Source organism: Dyella japonica, assembly GCF_040545895.1.
Classification (GTDB): domain Bacteria; phylum Pseudomonadota; class Gammaproteobacteria; order Xanthomonadales; family Rhodanobacteraceae; genus Dyella; species Dyella japonica_D.
On the sequence record NZ_JBEPMU010000006.1, the window covers coordinates 140,642 to 159,805 of the forward strand.

The following is a 19,164-nucleotide window of genomic DNA, read 5'->3' on the forward strand; positions in this document are numbered from 1 at the left end:
CATGAGTCTGATCCGCCAAGAAGTGTTCTGGGATAGGGAGCAATCGTTGCGCCTGGTGGAAACGCCGATAGCGCGCACCAATGATCCCGAATCGAGCCACCGTGCCGCCGCCGAGATCACAGCCAGCGGTCGTCGTCAGCAGCAGATCGCCATGGTGATCAATATGGTCCGCAAGTTCCCTGGCATGACCAGCATGGAACTGGCTGCCATGACTGGCGAAGACCGTTATGTGATTGCTCGCCGTTTGCCCGAGGCAGTGACCGCGGGCGCCATCGTGAAGGGCCAACAGAGGGCCTGTTCCGTCACCGGCAAGCTGGCCCTGACTTGGTGGGCGGTTGATCCGAGCATGAAGGCCGCTGCATGACCGTTACGAGTCCGGCTCTGCGTTACCACGGCGCCAAGTTCCGGTTGGCCAACTGGGTGATGCAGTTCTTCCCCGAGCACCGGACATACGTCGAGCCATTCGGCGGTGCTGCCGGCGTGCTCCTGCAGAAGCCGCGCGCCTATGGCGAGGTCTACAACGACCTGGACGGCGATGTGGTCAATTTCTTTCAGGTGCTCCGCGATCAGGAATTGCGAGCGAAGCTGATTGAGTCTTGCGTGCTTACGCCTTACTCCCGCGCGGACTTCGATGAAGCCTGGGAGCCGACGCAGGACAAGGTTGAGCGTGCTAGGCGCATTGCCATACGTGCACAGATGGGCTTTGGTTCCGCTGGTGCAAGCAAGGGCAAGACTGGCTTTCGTATCGACTCAAAGCGGGCCTATGGGACTGCCCAGCAACTATGGGCCGAGTATCCCGCCGCGATTGCGGCCGCTGGCCAGCGCATGGCTGGCGTGTTGATTGAGAACCGTCCGGCGATCGAGGTGATGCTTCAGCACGATGGCCAAGACACCCTGCACTTTGTGGATCCGCCATATCTCCACAGCACTCGCGTTCTGGATGCCGGGAAGGCTGGCTATTACCGCCACGAGATGACGGACGCAGATCACGAGCGTCTGCTTGACGCGGTACTCGAGCTGGAAGGGATGGTCGTCCTGTCTGGATACCAATCCGAGATGTACAACCGTCGCCTTGGCGGCTGGGCCCGCTATGAAACAGAGGCCCGGATAAGCGCGGGTCGTGGCACAGGCAAGCGGACCGAATGCGCATGGATCAATAGTTCGTGCGTGGCGGCGCTAGAACAGCGTCAAGGCCTGTTTGCTGAGGCCGTTGCGTGAACTACTACAACCGCTACCCGGCTCACTACCTGGCCAAGACTATCTTGCTCACCCTTGAGCAAGATGGCGCGTACACGCGCCTGATGGACTGGTACTACTCCGAGGAGCGTGCCATCCCGCACGACAAGCGCTACACGATTGCTCGCTGCCAGTCGAAGCGCGAGCGTGACGCCGTTGACCATGTGTTGTCGGAGTTCTTCTGTCGCCAGGGCGATGCGTGGATCCACGAGCGCATCGAGAAGGAATTGCACAAGGCAGCACCGAAGATCGATGCCGCCCGAGAGAACGGAAAGCTTGGCGGAAGGCCGCGCAAGGAAAAACCCACTGGGTTTCAAAACGAAAACCCACTGGGTTTTCAGAATGAAACCCATAACGAACCCAGCGCGAAAGCTCCCCAAACCCCAAACCCCAATAACTCCGTAGGTAGTACTGAAGCAAGCACACAGGGGACTACACCGACCGATGCAGGGCGGGCGTGCCTCCTGATGAAACAGGCTGGTTGCATTCATGCCAACCCGAGCCACCCCGAACTTCTCGCTGCATTGGTCGAAGGCGTAACGCCGGAAACCCTGGCTGATACCGCTGCTGAAGCGATCGCCACGAACAAACGCAATCCATTTGCATGGGCCATGACCACGGCCCGAAGCCGGCACGCCGAGGGCGCGGCACGGCTGATCGTTCCGAACGCACGCGCCGGCCCAGCCCAATCCCACGGGAAAACGATGGGCGCAATCATGGCACTTGAGGGCATGAAAGATGGATTGGATGAAGCACGAACTGCTGACCGGATTTCAGAAACTGCTTACGCTCGGATTGGAGCGTCAGCCGGCGGCTGAAGTGATCCCGGGGACCGTAGCCACATGGTTCGAGACGCTAACGCATGGCCGCAAGTTCGACCGCGAGCGGGACGCTTGGCGCTTCCGTGCCGCGTTCATCGCCCTGGCTGGCCGGCAGCGTACGTGGCCTGTTCCGCGCGACCTGATCGAAGCTCTTCCGCCCGCCCGCGCACCCGAAGCCATCGATGTCAGCCGCCGCCTGACCAGCGCCGAGTCCGAAAGGATTGCCAAGGGAGAGCTGGCCAAGATCGGCAAGCTATTCCACGTCGACTTCACGCCGAAGACCAACAAGCGGCCCGGCGAAGTCAAGACTGACGACTTCCCGCGCTGCTGCGAGAACGGTACGCGTGAACATCCTGTGTGCGACGCGTGCAAGGCGGAGATGGCAGAGCTGCATGGACACCTTGTCCACCCCAGCGGACCGGAAGGCAATGCCGCATGAAGAACTACGAACTGACCGCTGGCGTATGCAGCACATTCGAACAGGCCATCCGCTTCGCGGATTGGTGCGACGGAAGGCCGATCGTTCCCAACTTCCACGACGTGATGCGCCAGTTCGGTGTATCACGCGCGACTGCCTACAACTGGCTATCCGCTTGGCATGCGGCGCGCGGAACTCGTGCTGTTCCTATGAGGTGCGCAGCATGATCGTCAAAGGCTCGACTGACTTTACGCCCGGCCCGTGGAGCTGGTGGACAAGCAATAGCGTCAAGCGACTGACCGCCGAGCGTGGACGGAACGGCGGCGTTCTGAGCGCAATCCGTTGCTCCGATGGCATGGCTGATATCGAGGTGAAGCCAGAAGACGCACGTCTGATCGCAGCCGCGCCTGATCTTCTTGATGCGCTCGAAGTGAGCCTTGCGTTCGTCGCGGCGTGGGCTGGCGTGTACCAGCACAACCATGGTCTGAAGGATTTCCATCCCAAGCACGCCGCGGCGATCGAGCAGATCAAAGCCGCCATCTCCAAAGCCAAGGGAGAGAAGGCATGACCATCCGCTGCCACCACTGCCGCGCCCGTCTGACGCAGGGCGAATTGAACTGGTATGGCGATTCCTGCAACGCATGCGAGGAAGCCCACATGCGCCGCCGGGACGACCAGTATCCGAATCGGCCATCGAAGTTCGCACAGCGCGTGGCCGTCCTTATGGCCATTGCGATCATCGTGCTGTGCGTGGTTGGCGTGAAGGTTCTCGGGAGTAGGGGATGAACATCATCCAGCGCTTCGAACGCAATCGAGTTGGTCGGGACTTCGTTGTAGGGGATATCCATGGCTGCTTTGATCTCCTGAGCCGAGCCATGGATACCGTCGGCTTCGACGAGTCCTGTGACCGTCTATTCAGTGTTGGCGATCTAGTTGACCGTGGCCCGTCATCTCACGAGGCAATCGACTGGATCGCACAGCCATGGTTCCACGCTGTGCGAGGCAATCATGAGCAAATGGCGATTGGCGTCGCCCAAGGACGTCACGACCATGACAACTACCTCAGGAATGGCGGTGGATGGTTTCTATCGCTTGGAGATGATCGGCAAAAGCTGGTTGCCGCGGTCTTTGACACGCTTCCGATCGCCATCGAGATTGACCACGCGGTTGGCCGCATCGGTCTTGTTCATGCGGACATCTGGGGTGAATCGTGGGACGGGTTCCTTCGCGATATGCAGTCCGACCTGTCAAATTCTAAGCGTCACAAGCTTGTAGAAGTGGCCCTGTGGTCTCGATCGCGTATTCAGGCGCATCAATCTGGGTATCCAACATCTTCGGTCAGCGACTTGCATGCCATGTTCGTCGGTCATACGCCGGTGGAGAAGCCGCTCTGCCTTGGCAATGTCGTCTACATCGATACCGGCGCTGTGTTTGGTCGTTCGCTCACGCTGATCAATATCGCCGATTGCGTCAGCGCGCAAGCGGAGGCCGCATGACCGCCCGAACCCTATTCCTCGACAGCGACCACGCACGCGAGCGTATGGCGAATGCCTGGCGCTACGCCTGCGACATGCTTTCCCAGGGCAAGTCGGTGCGCGTGCGGATCGATGAAAAGAAGTCGACACGCTCGCTGGAACAGAACGACAAGATGTGGGCTGTGCTGACCGACATCTCGCGTCAGGTGCAATGGCCGGTCGACGGGAAGATGCAGTTCATTGAGCCCGAAGACTGGAAGCACGTCCTGAGCGCCGGCCTGAAGCGTCACCAGCGCGTTGCCCAGGGCGTTGACGGCGGCTTCGTGATCCTCGGGCAGCGCACCAGTCAGATGAGCATCGGCGAGATGTGCGAGCTGATCGAGCTCGCGCAGGCCTTCGGGGCCGAGCACGGCGTTTCATGGTCGGAAGGAAGGAGGGCCTGAATGGTCACTCATCTGACTCCGCTGCGAAAGTCAGCTAAGGGAGAGGATTGCACGCTCAATGTGGCCGGCGTCTGCAACTACGATCCGTCGACCACGGTCCTTTGCCATCTGCCGATCATCGAGAGCGCCGGCATGGGCCAGAAGGCCACGGATCTGTGCGCCTGTTACGGCTGCAACGCGTGCCACGACTGGATCGATAACAGGAATGGCACCAATCCCTACGACGAGCGCCTGTTTTACGCCGCGCGCGGCCTTGTCCGCACGCAGCGCCGGATGATCGAGAAGGGGTTGATCGTGGTGAAGGGAATCGCGGCATGATCGAGATTGAACTCCCGCTTCGCCTCGTGTCTGTCGCCAATGTCCGCGAGTGCTGGCAGCAGAAGGCGGCGCGCACCAAGGCCCATCGCCGCGCCGCCATTGCAGTTCCGAAGCACGCTGTGCCGTGCGTCGTAACCATCACGCGCATCGGCCCACGAATGCTGGACGGCGACAACCTGCAGAGTGCCTGCAAGGGTCTGCGCGACGGTATCGCGGATCGCCTCGGCGTGGATGACCGTGATCCCGCTGTCGAATGGCGTTACACCCAGGAGATTGCCAAGCCCAAGCGATACGCCGTCCGCGTGCGGATCGAATCGGAGGCGGCATGAATGCCCGTCTATTACCATTTGGCTCACGCGCTGCGCATTCTGAAGCTGCCAGGCAACCAGTGGATGGCCGAGCTGGACAAGCTGAGCCAGGAGGCCAGAGCGGAATGCGAGCCGTGGTTACGCGCGCAGGCGAGACGCCTACGGAACCGGCAGCCATCCGCATCGCTGTCCGCGCCCTCACGAACGACGAACTCGAACACGAAGCGAAGGTGATGCGTCAGCGCGCCACATACGCGCAGGGCATGGCCGACAGGCTGGAACGAGAACAGAAGCGGCGGCGGAACTTGCTCCGTCGTGCCATCAAAGAAGCGAACAAGGGGAAATGACCATGCGCAAAGCAACCACGCTTGAGGCCCGTCTCGCCGAGTGGGGCAAGGAATATGGCGGCGGCCGGCATGAAAACATCGGCTGGCTGGGCATTTCACCGATTGCCACCCTGATGAAATATCACGGACGCGCGCCGCAAGGCCTCAATCCATCGCGGCTAGAGGTCAACGGATCGGCTGATGAAGTAGAGCATGCGGTGCGCGCGCTGCAGGCGCAGGACAAGGGATACGTGCCGGCATGTGTACTTCGTTGCGAGTACATGGCCACTTCGTACACACGGGAAGAGAAGATCCGCAGTGTCCGAAAGGTTGGCGCGTCGATGGACAACTCGCGCTATAGCCAGCACCTTCGGATGGCTAAAATCCACGTGGCGGCTTGGCTTAGGATTCCATTCGATGAGCCGCTCGACGAGGGCGAACGTGTGGCGATGATGGAATATCTCATCGCCTGTTGATTTATAAATTGATTCCGTAGATTCTGGCAACGTCAAACTCGACCCCTATATAAAAGCCCTGCCATTGGTGGGGCTTTTTCGTTTACGCGAGCCTGGTCTAACGGCAAGGCGCGGCCCTTCCAAGGCCGAAGATGTGGGTTCAAGTCCCACGGCTCGCTCCACCCTTGGAATTCCCATGCGATCGATTCTCCACTGGTTCTTCAAGCCGGTGCTGGATCGCATCGCCCAATTGGAGCAAGTCACCATGTCCGCATCTGAAGATTTGGTCAACAACGTCGCCGCACTGAAGACGGCCGTCGCCAACGAACTCACCGCCATCTCGGCCAAGCTGTCCGCGGCGCTTCCTGACGACCCGAACGTCGTGCAGGCCAACGCCGACATCCAGGCGCTGATCGAACAGCTGAACGCCGAGACCGCTTCGCTGGAGCCCGCACCGGCGCCGGCCGCCGAGCAGCCGGCGCAGTAATGCTGCCTAGCCAGAACGCCATCAACCTCGTGAAGGAGTCCGAGGGCTTGCGCCTGTCGGCCTACCGCGATGTTGGTGGCGTTCCAACCATCGGCTATGGCCACACGGCCGGAGTGCAGATGGGACAGGTCATCACCGAGGACCAGGCCAACCAGTTCTTGGCCGATGACCTGGACATTGCAGGCGGTCACGTAGAGAAGCTGGTGAGTGTTCCGCTGACGCAAGGTCAGTTCGACGCGCTCACCGATTTCACGTTCAACCTCGGCTTCGCCCGCCTGCGTGACTCGACCCTGCTGCGCGTACTCAACCGCGGCGATTACCAAGCGGCCGCTCAGCAGTTCAAGTTCTGGACCTTGGCGGCAGGGCAGGTGATGCCCGGGCTTGTAAAGCGAAGGGCTGCCGAGACGGCTCTCTTTCTATCCGACTCGGTGACTACGTGACGGCCCCAGAACCTATGGACCTGCAGAACTCCCAAGACGGTCATCTGCACCTTCGCCTCGGCCCGGTTGAAAAGCTGGTCGTAGGCGGAGTGGTGGCGCTACTCGTCTTCCTCTTGGGATGGGTGTTCCGAAACTTCGATAGTCGCCTGCAGGCTCAGAACGAGACGATGAACAAGGTCGTCACCGCTCAGGCAGTGACGAATGCTCAGTTGACGACACTGTCCCAACAGCTTTCCGACGTCCCCGGGCTCACACGGCAGATGGCAGAGCTCAAAGTTCAGACCGAGCGAAACAGCCAGGACATCCATGAGCTGCAACAGGTGAGGAAGCTCCGGTGAAACTCGTCAGCCATGCCCGACTCTGGCACAAGCTCTGGAGCATCCGCCTTGGTATCGCCACCGCTGCACTGAAGGGCGCGGACGTCGCTTACCGCAACATGCATGCTGATTGGGCCGCCCACTTGCCGACGTGGCTGCTGGGTGGCCTCGGATACGCATCCCTGTTCACAGGTATGGCTGCCACGGTCGCCGTGGTGGTCAAGCAGGCCAATCTCGATCAGCCGGATAATCCTCCGCCGACCGTGCCCGCGCCGGAGGCCAAGTGACGATTCCTCTGCGTTTCTACGCCTACGGCCTTCTCTTGCTGCTATTGATCGGCCTTGGCTGGTATGGGTACGACAAGGTCATTGACCACGGCCGCGCGTTGCAAGCGGCAGACGATAAGGTCGAGATCGACAACGCGCACACCGAACGTGACAACGCCATCGCCCAGAAGAATGCATCGGCTCAGGCGCTGGCCCAGGTGAACGCGAATAGCGCCCTTGAAGCCCAGAAGGCAGCAATCCAGAAGGGTCAGGCCGAGGCGGCTGTCGAGCAGCTGGCCAAGGACAAGGCCGCCGCCCATTCCGATGCAGCCGCTTGGCAGGCCAAGTTCAAACAGGCATCCACCACCACGGCATGCGCAGGCACGCTGAAGGAGGAGCTATGTCCCGCACTGAGCGATTACTGATGGTCAGGCACTGGATCATCCGGACGCTGCTGTTGCTTCTCCTGTGCGCTGTGCTGCTGGCCCAGTTCGGCTGCGCCCAACAGGTCAAGCCCGTTGCACCGGTGACGCCTAAGGTTGTGACCCAGACGGTGACGCAGTACGTGTCTGTCCCGGCAGAGCTGACCACGGCATGCCCGATCGAGCAGCCGCAGTCCCGTACGGTGTCGGAAGCCGTCAGGGTGGCCCGTGCACGCAAGGATGCGCTAACGCAGTGCAACAAGCAGCTGGACGCGATCCGTTCACTAGGCAAGTGATGTATGGCTGAGGGCAAGAAGGCAACCGATTGGGAGCGGATCGAGTCGGAGTACCGGGCAGGGCTGCTTTCCATTCGTGAGATCGCTTCAACGCAAGGCGTCACCGATACCGCCATCCGCAAGCGCGCCAAGCGTGACGGGTGGGAGCGCGACCTTGGCGCCAAGATCAAAGCCAAGGCGGACGCTCTGGTTCGCACCGCGGAGGTTCGCAGTCAGGTTCGCACTGAGAACACCATCTCGGAACGCGAACTGGTTGAAGCGAACGCTGAAGTAATTGCCAAGGTCAGGCTGGGGCACCGAAAGGACATTGGCCGGGCCCGAACGCTCGCCATGGCATTGCTCGCTGAGCTGGAGGCTCAGACCGCTGACCGCGAACTCTTCGCGAAGGTGGCCGAGATGCTGTCCGGCGGCACTGAGGAAGACCAGGTAGCGCTGCCTGACAAGATGATGGACCTCTACCGGGCGGTGACTAGCCTTCCCGGACGCACCAAGACCATGAAAGACCTGGGCGACACGCTGCACAAGCTCATCACGCTTGAGCGCGAGGCCTACAACATCGCCGACCCGAAGAAGGTGGAAGTGACCCTTCCACCGCCGGGCGCGATGCCGACGAATCCCATTGAGGCGGCCAAGGCCTACCAGGAGCTGATGGCCGGCACGAGTTAATGCCGATCCCGTTTCCCTTCGACTTCAAGAACCCGGATTACGTCCAGGTCTTCGAATGGCGGATGGAACGGTTGCGTCGGATCCGCGAGCAGCCCGACAAGCTGCCTGCACTGAAGGCGTTTTACCGAGACAACCCGGCGCAGTTCATCATCGACTGGGGTGTGACGTTTGACCCGCGAAACCCTGAGCGCGGCCTGCCATCGACCATCCCGTTTCTCCTCTTCCCCAAGCAGGAAGAGTGGGTGACGTGGTTCCTGGAGCGCTGGGTCAAGCAGGAAAACGGCATCACCGAAAAGACCCGCGACATGGGAATGTCGTGGCTCACGATGGCGCTGGCTTGCACGGTCTGCCTGTTCCGTCCACAGATCACCGTGGGCTGCGGATCGCGCAAAGAGGAATACGTCGACGTCATCGGCGACCCGGATTCGCTGTTCGAGAAGGGACGCATGTTCTTGGCCGGTCTGCCTGCGGAGTTCCGCGGCGGTTGGCAGCGCGGCATCCACGCCTCGTACATGAAGATCCAGTTCCCGGAGACGGGTTCGATCATGACGGGCGAGGCGGGCGACGGTATTGGCCGCGGCGGCCGGTCAAGCTTTTACATCGTGGACGAGTCGGCCTTCCTCGCTCGCCCGCAGCTGGTGGACGCGTCGCTATCGGCGACGACGAACTGCCGGCAGGACATCTCCACGCCGAATGGTCGGGGCAACTCGTTTGCCAATCGACGGTTCAGCGGCAAGACCAAGGTCTTCACGTTTCACTGGCGCGATGATCCGCGCAAGGATGAAGCCTGGTACGAGGCACAGCGGAACAAGCTGGACCCGGTGACATTGGCACAGGAAGTGGACATCGATTACGCCGCCTCAGTGGAGGGTGTGGTGATTCCCTCGGCCTGGGTGCAGGCAGCGATCGACGCGCACACGAAGCTCGGCATCCCTGTTACGGGGCTGAGCCGCGGCGCGCTCGACGTCGCTGACGAAGGAATCGACAAGAACGCCTTTGCCGGCGGCCAGGGCATCCTCCTGGATGTGCTGGAGGAATGGTCTGGTAAGGGTGGTGACATCTTCAGCACGGTGCAGCAAGCGTTCGCACTCTGCGATGCCCACGACTATCTGGCGTTCGACTATGACGCTGACGGTCTTGGCGCCGGGGCGCGAGGTGATGCGCGAGTGATCAACGAAGGACGGCGTGAGCGCGGTGAACCGCAGCGACGCGCCGAGCCATTCCGTGGTTCGGGAGAAGTCCATGACCCGGACGGCGAGATGGTCCAGAAGCGAAAGAACAAAGACCTATTCGCCAACCGTAAGGCACAGTCCTGGTGGGCTTTGCGTATTCGGTTTCAGCAGACTTATCGCGCCGTAGTTGAGGGCATGACCGTTGACCCGGACAGCATCATCTCCATTTCCAGCCGCCTGCCATTGCTGCAGAAGCTGATCATGGAGCTGTCGCAGCCCACCTACACCATCAATGGCGTTGGCAAGATCGTGATCGACAAAGCGCCGGAAGGCACTCGATCGCCGAACTTGGCTGATGCTGTGATGATCAAATTCAACCCTGGCGCCAGTGCGCTGGACGTCTGGACCAGGCTCGCAGCATGAGTAAGAACCGGCAGCGCCGACATCAAGCCGCGCAGGTTCAGGCGCAGGCGCAAGCCGGTTCCGGCAAGCGTTTCATTGTGGGCGACAGCTTCGCCAACTTCGAGGCCCGCGTCGGCATCGGCACGAACAACCAGTCGTCGGCTGGTGGATATGGCTTCGACTTCATCAGCCGCAACCGCGTGCAGATGGAGGCGATGTACCGTTCCAGCTGGATTGTTGGCGCGGTCGTCGACTGCATTGCGGAGGATATGACGCGCGCAGGCATTGACCTGAATTCGTCGCTCAAGCCCGAGCAGCAGACCAAGATCATCGCCGCGTTCGAGCGGATGCACCTTTGGGACCGTCTCTGCGATAACACGAAGTGGGCTCGCCTGTATGGCGGATCGCTAGCCGTGATGCTCATTGACGGCCAGAAGATGGAAACGCCGTTGAACGTCGACTCCATTGGTAAGGGGCAGTTCAAGGGCCTGCTGGTGCTCGATCGATGGCTAGTGCAGCCAACGCTGAACCTGTTGATCGAAGAATACGGCCCTGACATGGGCATGCCGAAGTTCTACGACGTGGTTGCTGACTCCATGGCGCTTAAGCGCCAGAGGATTCACCACAGCCGCGTCATTCGTATGGACGGCGTGGACCTGCCGTATTGGCAGAAGATCGCCGAGAACCTGTGGGGGCAGTCGGTTATTGAGCGGCTTTTTGATCGCCTATTGGCGTTCGACAGCACAACGCAGGGAGCCGCGCAGCTGGTCTACAAGGCACATCTGCGTACGGTGAAGGTAAAGGGGTTGCGCGAGATCATCGCGATGGGTGGGCCGGCGCTTGATGCGCTCACCAAGAACATCGACATGATTCGCCGGTTCCAGTCCAACGAGGGCCTGACGCTATTGGACTCGGAAGACGAGTTCGATGCGCATCAGTACACGTTCGCCGGCCTTGATGATGTGTTGCTTCAGTTTGGGCAGCAGCTATCAGGAGCCGCTGAAACGCCGCTGACCCGCCTATTCGGACAGTCGCCGGCCGGTCTCAACTCGACCGGTGACGGAGAAATGCGGCAGTACCATGAGAGCATCACATCGAAACAGGAGCGCCGCCTTCGCCCTGGCGTGACCAAGCTTCTTGACGTTGTGTGTCGCTCAGAACTGGGTATCGCACCTCCCGACGATTTCACGTTTGAGTTCAATTCGCTCGAGCAGATGTCGGATGGCGACAAGGCGGACATCAACCAAAAGACCACGGCGGCTGTCCTGGATGCCTACGACGCCGGCCTGATCAGCCAAAAGACCGCCCTGCAGGAGCTGAAACAGTCCAGCGAGGTCACTGGCATCTGGACGAACGTCACCGACGACCTGATCAACGAGGCTGAAGATGCTCTTCCGGACCCCACTGAAGCGGCTCCGGACGACGGATCGACGCAAGAACCGGGGGAAGGTACGAAGCCGGAAAGCGGAGATCCAGTACGCCGCGCAGCTTAGGCGGGTAGCAGCGCAGGTCGGGCATCTCATTGACGCCTTTCCGGCTGGTGATCCATCGGCGGTGCCGACGATCACCGACATGATGCAGAAGTACTCCGAAGCACTCACTGGCTGGGCGACGCGCACGGCCACGCGGATGCTGATGGAGGTGGATGCTCGCGACCGGATGTCTTGGGCTGAACTTGCTGCGGACATGTCGCGCGAGCTTCGGCGGGAGATACAGACGGCGCCTACGGGCGAGCTGTTCCAGGCGCTTCTGGCCGAGCAAGTCACGCTGATCAAGTCGCTTCCATTGGAGGCGGCTCAGCGCGTGCACGATCTGACGATCAAGGGCCTAGAGGATTCGACCCGGGCCAGCGAGTTCGCCAAGGAGATCGCGCGATCGGGTGTGGTGGCCACGAGCCGCGCCAACTTGATCGCGCGGACCGAAGTGGCACGTACCGCATCGACCCTTACCCAGGCGCGCGCGGAGCATGTCGGTTCAGAGGGCTACATATGGCGCACCTCCGGTGACTCGGATGTCCGCCACAGCCACAAGCAAATGAACGGGAAGTTCGTCAGGTGGGATGACCCACCGACGCTTTCCGATGGAACCACCACGCACGCCGGGCAGATATACAACTGCAGGTGTTACCCAGAGCCGGTGTTGCCAGAGTGACCTTACCGGGGGTAGTTTTTGGTCTCCAACATGACGAGGATCGCAGATGTCACAGGGACTGACGGAAATTCAGAAGCTGCGGATCGACATTGCAGCAAAGATAGTCGCTGCTCAGCTACCTGAGGGGTACGCTACGGCGAATCGTGCTGAGCTTACTGGGCACACTAAAGAAGTAATCCTTGGTGCTGTCCGGATTGCCAATGAGATCATCGACAAGGCTGGTAAGTCGTAACTACGGCCTCAGAAAATCAAAACCGGCCCCGCTTCGGCGGGGCTTTTTTATGGGCGAATGAAATGTCGATGCGCACCACGGACTTCAACTCGGCCGGTAGCTCGCGGTACTACACCGTGGCCAAGCTCGGCGAGAAGCGGTCTCTCACGCCCGAAGGCTATCTGCTATGCCTGGACGTGCCGGTGGCGCGCACCGGCGAGATGCTATACGCCGAGGGCGAGATCGCCGGCGAAGATGGCGAGTCCATCACCGGCGGTCCTGACAAGCTCATCCGCGTCTCGCGCGGTCCGGAAGACCTGTTCCGACCGGAAACCATCGCGAGCTTCGAGGGTAAGCCGGTCACCCTGGGACACCCGGACGAGTTCGTTACACCGGACAACATCAAGCAGTACCGCGTGGGGACCATGTCCAACGTGCGGCGCGGAGAGGGCATCGAGGATGACCTCATGTTCGCCGATCTCCTCATCACGGATCGGGAAGCCATTGATGCCATCCAGAAAGACGGGATCGAAGAAGTAAGCAACGGCTACGAAGCCGACTACGAACAGCAGCAACCGGGGCGCGCGGCACAGCGCAACATCCTAGGCAACCACGTCGCACTGGTTGAACGAGGCCGTTGCGGCCCGCGGTGCGCAATCGGAGACGAAGATATGGCAAGCAAGAAGAAGCTCTCGTTCGCGGATCGCATCCGTGCGGCATTCAAATCCAAGGACGCCGACGAGGTCGAGAAGATCGCCGAAGAGGCGGAGTCCATGGACGAAGAGTCCGAAGAGGACGACAAGGAAAAGAAGGACAAGAAGACAGAGGATGGTCTGAAGAAGGTGCTCGACGCCCTTGAAGACATTGGCAAGCGCATGGACAAGCTCGAAGCCAAGGATGAAGACGGTGACGACGAAGACGACGATGAGGATGGTGACGAAACCATGGACACCGTCATCGGAGCCGAGACCGCGGGCAAGCTGAGCGATGCGGGCGTGAAGCTATACACGGGCGACAGCGCCAAGAACATCCCGGCCCTGGCCGAGATCCTCGCGCCTGGCACCAAGATCCCGACGTTCGACGCCAAGACCACGGACGCGCAGCGCGCGCTGTGGCTGTGCAAGTGCCAGCGCAGGGCCCTCGACGCCGCCTACCAAACCGACGCTGGCCGCGATGCCATCACGCCGTTCCTGGGCGGGCACAAAGCGGATTTCGGCAAGCTTCCTCTGGCCGTTCTCAACGCCGCGTTCATCGGTGCGGCCAATGTCATGCGCGCCAAGAATAACGACGGCAATCACCGCGCCAGCCTCTCCACCAAGGATTTCGGCCGCCAGACGTCCGTGTCCGACATCAACGCTCGCAACCGCGAGTTCTACTCCAAGCGCTGAGGACTATCCGACTATGACTGCTTACCTTTTCCGCATGCCGTCGGGCATTCCCGGCATGGTGTCCCGCGAAGAGAACAAGACCATTGAGACGGTGCCGTTCGATTCGGCCGCCCCGTTCTCGGCTTTCGGCCTTTTCGGCAAGATCGTGAGCGGCAAGCTCGATCCGGTCGGCGCAGGTGACGCGGCGACCGCCATCTATGGCCTGCTGGTGAAACCGTTCCCGGCCAATTCCAGCCAGGAAGGCCTCGGCACGGCCGTGCCGCCGACCTCGGGACCGGCCAACGTCCTGCGCCGCGGCTATGCCACCGTGCAGCTCAATGCAGGCACCGCCGCGCTGAACGGCCCGGTGTACGTGCGCGTCGCGAATGCCTCTGCCGGCAAGCCGATCGGTGGCATCGAGGCCGCCTCGGACACCACCAATACCATCCTTGTCGCCAACTGCACCTTCATGGGTCCGGCTGACGCCAGCGGTAACGTCGAAATCGCCTACAACATCTGATCCCACCCACAAGCTGCCACGCACTGAGACCGCCTCCGGGCGGTTTTTTTGTGGGCGCGATTCGGAGACCGAACACCATGAAAGAATTGATTCTTCCGCGCTCTGTGAAGCGCGCCTACACGCGCGACGGTCTGATGACCTTCGACGCGGCCACCATCGACAGCTCGGGCTCGTTCCTGATCGGCGAGCTGGAACGGCTCGACCAAACTCTGCACATGCCGCTTGCGGCAGTGACCTGGGGCCGTGACATCCAGTTGCGCGAGGACGTTTCGATCGCTGATGAGGTATCGAGCTTCACCAACTCCAGCTTCGCTGCGGCCGGCGGTCCCTCGCCGAGCGGCAAGAGCTGGATCGGCAAGGATGCCAACGCGATCACCGGTATTCAGTTGGATATTGGCAAGACGGCCAATCCGCTGACCCTCTGGGGTATGCAGCTGGGCTGGACGATTCCTGAGCTGGAATCCGCACAGAAGCTTGGCCGCCCGGTCGACCAGCAGAAGTTCGAAGGCATGCAGCTGAAGTACAACATGGACATCGATGAGCAGGTTTACATCGGTGATACCACGCTTGGCTTTAGTGGCCTGGTGAATAACGCGGGAGTGAGCGTGACGAACGCTGTCACGGGAAACTGGAACAACGGAACCACCACGCCGGCGCAGATCCTGGCGGACGTCAACACGTTGCTCGAAGCGGTGTGGCAGTCGTCTGGCTTCGCCCGCTGCCCGGACAAGCTGCTGCTGCCGCCCATCCAGTTCAGCTACCTGGTTAGCACGCTGATCAGCTCGGCCGGCAACATCAGCATCCTGGAGTTCCTGAAGAACAACTCCATCTGCAACAGCATCAATGGCCGTCCGCTGGATATCCAGCCGCTGAAGTGGCTCGCCAATCGCGGTGCGTCGAACAAGAACCGCATGGTGGCCTACACCAACGACCGCAACCTGGTCCGCTTCCCGCTGGTCCCGCTGCAGCGCACCCCGCTGGAGTACCGCGGCATCCACCAGCTGACCACCTATTTCGGCCGCCTGGGTGTGGTGGAAGTGGTGTACGGCGAGACCCTCGGCTACGTGGACGGGATCTGACCCATGGCCAGCAAACTCGTCAACGTCGTGAAGGCCTTCACCCTGACCATCGTTCGCGATGGTCAGCTGGTGAAGGAGAAGATCGAAGCCGGCATCCAGCGCCTGGAAGAAGAGATTGCCGAGCACTGGTACACGCAGGCACACTCGGCCGACGTTCCTGAGGGCGTGACCCAGACGGACGAAGAGGCCGAGGCCGCCGCCAAGGCCAAGGCAGACGCTGCGGCCGCGAAGGCCGCCGCCAAGAGCTGAGCATGACCGTCACCGCCGACCAGCTGCGCACTGATTTCCCCGAGTTCGCCGATACCACTGCGTATCCGGACTCGGGCGTCAATCTGTGGCTTGGCCTTGCCGCCGTCACGCTTCCGGAGGATCTCTGGGGTGCGTGGTGGGTGATCGGCCAGGAGCTGTTCGCCTGTCATCATCTCGTGCTCGCCGCGCAGGCCTCGGAAGACGTGGCCGATGGGAATACGCCCGGCGAGGTCACCGGCGCCACTTCGGCCAAGGCGGTCGACAAGGTTTCGGTCAGCTATGACCCCAGCACCGTCAGCCTCACGGATGGCGGTTTCTGGAACATGAGCCGCTATGGCATCCAGTTCCTGCAGTTCGCGCGGATGATCGGCGCCGGCGGTCGGCAGTTTTAAGCCATGGGCGTGAAGATGACCAAGGACAACGTGTCGGTTGTCCTGAGGTCGATTCAGCAGCTCGCGTCCAACGAAGTCCTGATCGGCATCCCAGCATCCACGACTGAGCGTCAGGACGGGGAGCCCATCAACAACGCCACGATTGGATATATTCAGGAAACGGGCTCGCCGGTGAACAACCTTCCGGCGCGTCCGTTTCTCGTGCCTGGCGTGGAGTCGGCTCAAAAGGCCGCCACGGACGAGCTGAAGAAGGGTGCAAGCGACGCCATGGATGGTAACGCGCAGGCTGCGGACAAGGCTTTGCATAGGGCCGGCATCGTTGCCTCAAACGCGGTGAAGGCAAAGATCAACTCCGGTATCGCTCCTGAGCTGGCACATTCGACGCTTGCCGCGCGCCGCCGTCGGGGGCGCACGGGAACGACGCCACTGATTGACACCGGATCGCTTCGAAACGCCATCACCTACGTCCTTCGGAAGAAGTAGCCCATGCCTCGACTCAACGTCACTCACCTGCTGTTCTCGCGCGAGTTCGTCGATCGCACGCTCGTTTGTCGCCGCAATGCGCAGACGGTGAGCAATGGCGGCATGGCAACGAACACCCCTACGGACACGCCTTTCTCTGGCGTGGTGACAAACGACCAGGGCGACATCCTCAAACGCTTCCCGGAAGGCTCGTACGTCACTGGGTCGATCATGGTCCATTCGCGGTTCCCGCTCACCGCGGGGTCAGATGGCATCGATGCTGACCTCGTGCAGTGGAAAGGCGACTGGTACACGGTGTTCAACATCTCGGACTGGACGACGTACGGCGCCGGCTTCACGGCCGCGCTTTGTACGCCAGTGAAGCTCTCCGGAGGCTAAGTAGTGCCCAACGATTCCTCGACCGGCGGTTACATCCTGCCGGCGGGCAGTCCTGAGCCACTGGAAGGCGATGCGCTTGACGCGCTGTTGCAACAGGTGGTTGTTGGTGTGACAGGATTGCCAGGATCCATGGTCCGCCCTCGCTGGCAGGCCACGGTTCCAAAGCAGCCCGAGCCGTCCACGGACTGGTGCGCCATTGGTGTAACCAACATGGACCCGGACGACTACCCGGTGGAGCAGCACGACGGCACCGGTGACGGCCACGATAACTACGCCGTCCACGAAACACTGATCGTTTTGGCCAGCTTCTACGGCCCGAACAGCATGATGAACGCGAAGGTCATGCGCGATGGCCTGTACATCGCCCAGAACCGCGAGCAGCTCACGCCGCAGGGGATCGCAGTTACCGACGTCGGTAAACCGATCGCCGCGCCCGAACTCATCAACCAGCAATGGGTCCGCCGCTTCGACGTCGCGATCCGCTTCCGCCGAAAGGTGGAACGTAGCTATCCCATTCTCAACATCCTGTCGGCTCCCTTCGAGATCGACACGGATACTCACGACTAACGGAGCATCCCCATGTCGAAAGGTCTTTCCGTCAGCGATGTCGTCAACGTACAGGTCACGCTCAATCCACTGGCGGCGGCGGTGCGTAACTTCGGTGCGCTGCTGATTCTCGGATCGTCGGCCGTCATCGATACCAACGAGCGCGTGCGTCAGTACACGACCATCAATGGCGTTGTCGCCGACTTCGGCTCGACGGCGCCCGAATACTTGGCCGCCAGTCTGTTCTTCTCGCAGTCGCCGCAGCCTTCCGTTCTCTACATCGGTCGCTGGGCCAAGACGGCCACCTCTGGTGTGTTGCATGGCGGCGTTCTCTCGGTAGCCCAGCAGGCTATCGCCAACTTCACCGCTGTGAGCTCCGGCGGAATGAAGATCACCATCGACGGCACGCTGAAGACGCTGACAGCGATCAACCTGTCCGCGGTCAACAACCTCAACGGCGTCGCATCGGCGGTGACCACAGCGCTCGCCGGTGCAGCGACGGTCACCTGGAACGCCAGTTACAACCGCTTCGATGTGGTCAGTTCGACCACCGGCGCATCGTCCAGCGTCAGCTACGCAAGCAATCCGGGCTCGGGCACAGACATTTCGGGACTGATGGGCTTGGTCACCGGCGTCGCTTCGGTGCCGGTGCAGGGCGTCGTTGCCGAAAGCCTTCTGGCCGGTGTGCAGGCCTGCGCGCCCTATGGCGACTGGTACGGGCTCATGGTCGCTGATGCCTCGGTGGTCGATAGCGACCACATCTCGGTGGCTACCTACATTGAGGCCTCTTCGCCTAGCCGCATCTACGGCATCACCTCGTCGTCGAGCGCCATTCTCGATCCGACCCAGACGACGGATATTGCATCGAAGCTGCAGGCTGCGAACTTCTCGCGCACCTTTATTCAGTATTCGAGCAGCAACCCCTATGCCGTGGCCTCTCTCTACGGTCGCGCCTTCACAGTGGACTTCACCGCCAACAACAGCACGATCACGCTGAAGTTCAAGCAGGAGCCGTCGGTTGCGGCTGAGACGCTCAATGAGACGCAGGCGGCCACGATTGATGCGAAGGATTGCAACGTCTTCGTGAACTTCAACAACTCCACGGCCATCGTCCAGCAGGGCGTGATGTGCAATGGTGACTTCTTCGACGAGCGCCATGGCCTCGATTGGCTGCAAAACGCCGTCCAGACGAACGTTTACAACCTGCTGTATACGAGCCCGACCAAAATCCCTCAGACCGACGCGGGCACCAACCAGATTGCCGGTGCGATCGAGCAGGCCTGCGAGGAAGGCGTCAACAACGGGCTGATGGCGCCTGGCGTGTGGAACTCTCCAGGCTTCGGAGCGATCTCGCAGGGCCAGACCCTGACCAAGGGCTACTACGTCTATATGCCACCGGTGGCCACCCAGAGCCAGTCCGACCGCGAAGCTCGCAAGGCACCCACCGCGCAGGTTGCTGTGAAGCTCGCCGGCGCCGTGCATTTCTCCGACGTCCTCATCTCTGTCAACCGCTAAGGAGC

The 19,164-nt window shown here is 61.1% G+C and carries 33 protein-coding genes and 1 tRNA gene; all 34 read left to right on the top strand.

Features of this window, described 5'->3' with window-relative positions; translation table 11 throughout:
* The first annotated feature begins 1 nt into the window (after position 1).
* The 34 genes from ABIC75_RS18795 (at position 2) to ABIC75_RS18960 (ending at position 19,159) form a co-directional block, all read left to right on the top strand.
* The gene (locus tag ABIC75_RS18795) at positions 2–364 is read left to right on the top strand and encodes a winged helix-turn-helix domain-containing protein (RefSeq protein WP_354015431.1); all 363 of its coding nucleotides are present in this window, start codon (positions 2–4) and stop codon (positions 362–364) included.
* A complete protein-coding gene (locus tag ABIC75_RS18800; RefSeq protein WP_354015432.1) occupies positions 361–1,218 on the top strand; it encodes a DNA adenine methylase in 858 nt (285 codons plus the stop codon). Before ABIC75_RS18795 ends, ABIC75_RS18800 begins: the two co-directional genes overlap by 4 nt.
* Positions 1,215–2,054 (top strand): YdaU family protein, encoded by an 840-nt coding sequence (locus ABIC75_RS18805; RefSeq protein WP_354015433.1) that lies wholly within the window; start codon positions 1,215–1,217, stop codon positions 2,052–2,054. Before ABIC75_RS18800 ends, ABIC75_RS18805 begins: the two co-directional genes overlap by 4 nt.
* A complete protein-coding gene (locus ABIC75_RS18810; protein WP_354015434.1) occupies positions 1,984–2,496 on the top strand; it encodes a hypothetical protein in 513 nt (170 codons plus the stop codon). The genes ABIC75_RS18805 and ABIC75_RS18810 overlap by 71 nt, the downstream gene beginning before the upstream one ends.
* Positions 2,493–2,702 carry a helix-turn-helix domain-containing protein gene (locus tag ABIC75_RS18815; RefSeq protein ID WP_354015435.1) on the top strand — a complete coding sequence of 70 codons (210 nt, stop codon included), beginning with the start codon at positions 2,493–2,495 and terminating at the stop codon, positions 2,700–2,702. The genes ABIC75_RS18810 and ABIC75_RS18815 overlap by 4 nt, the downstream gene beginning before the upstream one ends.
* The gene (locus ABIC75_RS18820) at positions 2,699–3,043 is read left to right on the top strand and encodes a hypothetical protein (protein WP_354015436.1); all 345 of its coding nucleotides are present in this window, start codon (positions 2,699–2,701) and stop codon (positions 3,041–3,043) included. The genes ABIC75_RS18815 and ABIC75_RS18820 overlap by 4 nt, the downstream gene beginning before the upstream one ends.
* A complete protein-coding gene (locus ABIC75_RS18825; protein ID WP_354015437.1) occupies positions 3,040–3,261 on the top strand; it encodes a hypothetical protein in 222 nt (73 codons plus the stop codon). The genes ABIC75_RS18820 and ABIC75_RS18825 overlap by 4 nt, the downstream gene beginning before the upstream one ends.
* Positions 3,258–3,971 (top strand): metallophosphoesterase, encoded by a 714-nt coding sequence (locus ABIC75_RS18830; protein ID WP_354015438.1) that lies wholly within the window; start codon positions 3,258–3,260, stop codon positions 3,969–3,971. Before ABIC75_RS18825 ends, ABIC75_RS18830 begins: the two co-directional genes overlap by 4 nt.
* Positions 3,968–4,393, top strand: a complete 426-nt coding sequence (locus ABIC75_RS18835) for a recombination protein NinB (RefSeq protein WP_354015439.1) — start codon at positions 3,968–3,970, stop codon at positions 4,391–4,393. The genes ABIC75_RS18830 and ABIC75_RS18835 overlap by 4 nt, the downstream gene beginning before the upstream one ends.
* Positions 4,394–4,711 (top strand): nuclease domain-containing protein, encoded by a 318-nt coding sequence (locus ABIC75_RS18840; protein WP_354015440.1) that lies wholly within the window; start codon positions 4,394–4,396, stop codon positions 4,709–4,711. It abuts the gene before it with no gap.
* The gene (locus tag ABIC75_RS18845) at positions 4,708–5,040 is read left to right on the top strand and encodes a hypothetical protein (RefSeq protein ID WP_354015441.1); all 333 of its coding nucleotides are present in this window, start codon (positions 4,708–4,710) and stop codon (positions 5,038–5,040) included. The genes ABIC75_RS18840 and ABIC75_RS18845 overlap by 4 nt, the downstream gene beginning before the upstream one ends.
* Before the next feature lie 113 nt (positions 5,041–5,153).
* On the top strand, positions 5,154–5,366 hold the full coding sequence (locus ABIC75_RS18850) for a hypothetical protein (RefSeq protein ID WP_354015442.1): 213 nt from the start codon (positions 5,154–5,156) through the stop codon (positions 5,364–5,366).
* 2 nt (positions 5,367–5,368) lie between these two features.
* On the top strand, positions 5,369–5,821 hold the full coding sequence (locus ABIC75_RS18855; RefSeq protein ID WP_354015443.1) for a hypothetical protein: 453 nt from the start codon (positions 5,369–5,371) through the stop codon (positions 5,819–5,821).
* A gap of 86 nt (positions 5,822–5,907) precedes the next feature.
* Positions 5,908–5,982: transfer RNA gene (locus ABIC75_RS18860), tRNA-Gly, on the top strand.
* Between the two features lie 14 nt (positions 5,983–5,996).
* The gene (locus ABIC75_RS18865) at positions 5,997–6,287 is read left to right on the top strand and encodes a hypothetical protein (protein ID WP_354015444.1); all 291 of its coding nucleotides are present in this window, start codon (positions 5,997–5,999) and stop codon (positions 6,285–6,287) included.
* A complete protein-coding gene (locus tag ABIC75_RS18870; protein ID WP_354015445.1) occupies positions 6,287–6,727 on the top strand; it encodes a lysozyme in 441 nt (146 codons plus the stop codon). The genes ABIC75_RS18865 and ABIC75_RS18870 overlap by 1 nt, the downstream gene beginning before the upstream one ends.
* Positions 6,728–6,741: 14 nt before the next feature.
* Complete coding sequence (locus tag ABIC75_RS18875; RefSeq protein WP_354015446.1) at positions 6,742–7,065, top strand: hypothetical protein; 324 nt, start codon at positions 6,742–6,744, stop codon at positions 7,063–7,065.
* The gene (locus tag ABIC75_RS18880; RefSeq protein WP_354015447.1) at positions 7,062–7,331 is read left to right on the top strand and encodes a hypothetical protein; all 270 of its coding nucleotides are present in this window, start codon (positions 7,062–7,064) and stop codon (positions 7,329–7,331) included. The genes ABIC75_RS18875 and ABIC75_RS18880 overlap by 4 nt, the downstream gene beginning before the upstream one ends.
* Positions 7,328–7,735, top strand: a complete 408-nt coding sequence (locus tag ABIC75_RS18885) for a hypothetical protein (RefSeq protein WP_354015448.1) — start codon at positions 7,328–7,330, stop codon at positions 7,733–7,735. The genes ABIC75_RS18880 and ABIC75_RS18885 overlap by 4 nt, the downstream gene beginning before the upstream one ends.
* A complete protein-coding gene (lysC, locus tag ABIC75_RS18890) occupies positions 7,711–8,028 on the top strand; it encodes an Rz1-like lysis system protein LysC (RefSeq protein ID WP_354015449.1) in 318 nt (105 codons plus the stop codon). The genes ABIC75_RS18885 and lysC overlap by 25 nt, the downstream gene beginning before the upstream one ends.
* Positions 8,029–8,031: 3 nt before the next feature.
* Positions 8,032–8,694 (top strand): hypothetical protein, encoded by a 663-nt coding sequence (locus ABIC75_RS18895; protein ID WP_354015450.1) that lies wholly within the window; start codon positions 8,032–8,034, stop codon positions 8,692–8,694.
* Entirely contained in the window at positions 8,694–10,289 is a 1,596-nt protein-coding gene (locus tag ABIC75_RS18900; RefSeq protein ID WP_354015451.1) for a TerL protein, read from the top strand. The genes ABIC75_RS18895 and ABIC75_RS18900 overlap by 1 nt, the downstream gene beginning before the upstream one ends.
* Entirely contained in the window at positions 10,286–11,761 is a 1,476-nt protein-coding gene (locus ABIC75_RS18905; RefSeq protein WP_354015452.1) for a DUF1073 domain-containing protein, read from the top strand. Before ABIC75_RS18900 ends, ABIC75_RS18905 begins: the two co-directional genes overlap by 4 nt.
* A gap of 79 nt (positions 11,762–11,840) precedes the next feature.
* Positions 11,841–12,419, top strand: coding sequence for a phage head morphogenesis protein (locus tag ABIC75_RS18910; protein ID WP_354015453.1), 579 nt, complete (start codon positions 11,841–11,843; stop codon positions 12,417–12,419).
* A 46-nt stretch (positions 12,420–12,465) separates the two neighbouring features.
* Positions 12,466–12,651: a hypothetical protein gene (locus tag ABIC75_RS18915; protein WP_354015454.1), complete on the top strand. Its 186-nt coding sequence runs from the start codon at positions 12,466–12,468 to the stop codon at positions 12,649–12,651.
* A 62-nt stretch (positions 12,652–12,713) separates the two neighbouring features.
* Entirely contained in the window at positions 12,714–14,018 is a 1,305-nt protein-coding gene (locus tag ABIC75_RS18920; protein ID WP_354015455.1) for a DUF2213 domain-containing protein, read from the top strand.
* A gap of 13 nt (positions 14,019–14,031) precedes the next feature.
* Positions 14,032–14,517, top strand: a complete 486-nt coding sequence (locus ABIC75_RS18925) for a structural cement protein Gp24 (protein ID WP_354015456.1) — start codon at positions 14,032–14,034, stop codon at positions 14,515–14,517.
* Between the two features lie 77 nt (positions 14,518–14,594).
* Positions 14,595–15,596 (top strand): DUF2184 domain-containing protein, encoded by a 1,002-nt coding sequence (locus tag ABIC75_RS18930; protein ID WP_354015457.1) that lies wholly within the window; start codon positions 14,595–14,597, stop codon positions 15,594–15,596.
* 3 nt (positions 15,597–15,599) lie between these two features.
* On the top strand, positions 15,600–15,845 hold the full coding sequence (locus ABIC75_RS18935; protein ID WP_354015458.1) for an STY1053 family phage-associated protein: 246 nt from the start codon (positions 15,600–15,602) through the stop codon (positions 15,843–15,845).
* 2 nt (positions 15,846–15,847) lie between these two features.
* Positions 15,848–16,237, top strand: coding sequence for a DUF4054 domain-containing protein (locus tag ABIC75_RS18940; RefSeq protein WP_354015459.1), 390 nt, complete (start codon positions 15,848–15,850; stop codon positions 16,235–16,237).
* A 3-nt stretch (positions 16,238–16,240) separates the two neighbouring features.
* Positions 16,241–16,720, top strand: a complete 480-nt coding sequence (locus ABIC75_RS18945) for a hypothetical protein (protein ID WP_354015460.1) — start codon at positions 16,241–16,243, stop codon at positions 16,718–16,720.
* A 3-nt stretch (positions 16,721–16,723) separates the two neighbouring features.
* Positions 16,724–17,098 (top strand): hypothetical protein, encoded by a 375-nt coding sequence (locus ABIC75_RS18950; RefSeq protein WP_354015461.1) that lies wholly within the window; start codon positions 16,724–16,726, stop codon positions 17,096–17,098.
* 3 nt (positions 17,099–17,101) lie between these two features.
* Positions 17,102–17,665 (top strand): phage neck terminator protein, encoded by a 564-nt coding sequence (locus ABIC75_RS18955; protein WP_354015462.1) that lies wholly within the window; start codon positions 17,102–17,104, stop codon positions 17,663–17,665.
* A 12-nt stretch (positions 17,666–17,677) separates the two neighbouring features.
* Positions 17,678–19,159 (top strand): DUF3383 domain-containing protein, encoded by a 1,482-nt coding sequence (locus ABIC75_RS18960; RefSeq protein WP_354015463.1) that lies wholly within the window; start codon positions 17,678–17,680, stop codon positions 19,157–19,159.
* The last annotated feature ends 5 nt before the right edge of the window (positions 19,160–19,164 follow it).